1 protein-coding gene and 1 pseudogene are annotated in these 1,936 nt (G+C 30.6%); both read right to left on the bottom strand.

Annotated elements, in window-relative coordinates; all coding sequences use genetic code 11:
- The coding region (locus tag C6H17_RS13545; RefSeq protein WP_418904709.1) for a phage baseplate assembly protein V at positions 1–165 on the bottom strand (165 nt) is incomplete at its 3' end.
- Positions 166–903: 738 nt separating this feature from the next.
- Positions 904–1,767 (bottom strand): annotated as a pseudogene (locus C6H17_RS13540) (contractile injection system protein, VgrG/Pvc8 family); the annotation flags it as partial.
- Positions 1,768–1,936: the final 169 nt, after the last annotated feature.

Here is a 1,936-nt window from a genome sequence, read left to right as displayed (position 1 = left end):
AGATATAAATGGCTTATCTATATCATTATCTAAGAAAGAGATTATAACTTCATCTCCAATTCTTGGAGTATGGTAGAAGCCAGAAGAGTTGCTTGCAATAGGAGAAGCTACTCTAAGGAATGGAGTGTAAGAGTATCTTTTGTTAGGGCTAGAATGTGTTTGTATAGTATTTGTGTTGGTGGTATCTTTATTGTGTTGTGTTTGGTTGGTTATTGTGATTATGTTTTCTTGATTAGTGTTTGTTTGATTTATGCTATTGTTATTGCTATTTACAATATTGCTACTATTGCTACTAATTTGATTATTCTGTAAATCATTATTTTGTATATTAGTGTGCATATTACTTTGTGAATCACTATCTTGTGCGTTATCTTTTTGGATTCTTTCTAAGAGGGCATTATCTCTTTTTTCTTGATTTGCATAGATATTCATTCTCACTTTTACTCGACCATATTCATCTGTATAGATTGTGTTGTGTTCTTGCAAAATCGTTTGATTTGCTTGTTCTTGTGTTGGTGCTCTTAGATAACCTTCTCCTATTACAATACCTTGTGTATGCAATGGTGCTTTTGGTTTAGCTTTAGTATCTGGGACATAAAGCATATGAGAAGGCATAAGCTTTAAAGTGTTGCTATAAGATTGGATAAAGCCATTTTGATTTTTAGATGATAATATTATAGATTCATTGTCATGAGAGTTACTTATTGCTGTGTGAGCGACATCTCCTTGTGTTGTGCTGTATTGTGTTAAAAGTGCATTATCTATGAGTGTTTGTTCTATGGCCACAACAATAAACTCTTTATGTTTATTAAGCAGAGTGTTATCATTATTTGCATATTTATATTTTTCATAATCTATTTGCAGAAAGTCTGCTAGACCTAAATGATAAATATTGCTTTGTGCCTTTAGGGTTGCATCAAGCATTTGTAATCTTTTTGCTTTGAGATGCAGTGGCTTTCTTGTATCAATAGATTGTGTAAAAGAAGAGCTGCTATCATAAGTATGTGTAAAAGAAGTCAATGTATTATCTGGTTGCCCTGTTTCTTCATCTTGATATGTATAAATCTGAGAAGAAAATATATCAATTGGAGCATTTGCATCATGACTTGAATAAGTAAATAAATTGCTATGTAAGTTTTCTTCTTTAGAAAAGTTATGGATACATTCTTCTTGAAGTGTATTAGCAACTGCATGAGGATTGTAAGCAATATTTTTTGTAGGTTTTGTTGTCAAACTATCACAAAAATAAATAGTATTTGCATCTTCATAAAAGTAAATACCATGGTTATGAGCTATTCTAGTTATAAAATCTAGATCAGATTCATTATATTGAGAAATAATTTCTTTCGTATTATATGTTTGAATGATTTGAGAAAAATCAAGAGTTTTTTCTAAGTATCCTTCATAAAATTTTAAGGTGTGTTTGATAACTTCTATTGGTGTTATATCAGTATAGATTCTATAAGCAGTATTGAGTGATAAGCGAAGAAGCGGTGATTGCAATGTAAGGGTAAAATTATGTCTATAGGTAAGTGTATTTGTGGTATTTTGTTGAAAAGAACCAAGGTATTGCAAATGCGTGATAATGCCTTTATAGGTTGTGGTTTGCATATTTGAGTAAGAACGATCAAAATAAATTATCTTACTATCCTTATTGTGAGGGGAATGAGAAATATTGAGAGTGGCTAAACAATTAAGAAAGTCTTTTGGCTGCAAAGAGATATTTGAATTATGGGAATTTACTTCTAATAAAAGGTTTTTTTGCATAGATTCTATAAAACCATTGCATTCTATACTCAATGGAGTTTCTAGACTTTCTTTAATAGTTGCTTGAGTAAGTGTAAGATTGAGAGATGGTTTAGATTCTTTTGTGTCTTGACTAGAATAATGTTTTTTTAGATTTGAAAAGATGGAGAGTGAGAGATAAGATTGCATA

The sequence above is a fragment of the Helicobacter rappini genome (assembly GCF_900198625.1).
GTDB classification, from domain to species: domain Bacteria; phylum Campylobacterota; class Campylobacteria; order Campylobacterales; family Helicobacteraceae; genus Helicobacter_A; species Helicobacter_A rappini.
Note: the sequence above shows the minus strand (reverse complement) of the source record. Positions and strands in the feature narration are given on the sequence as shown.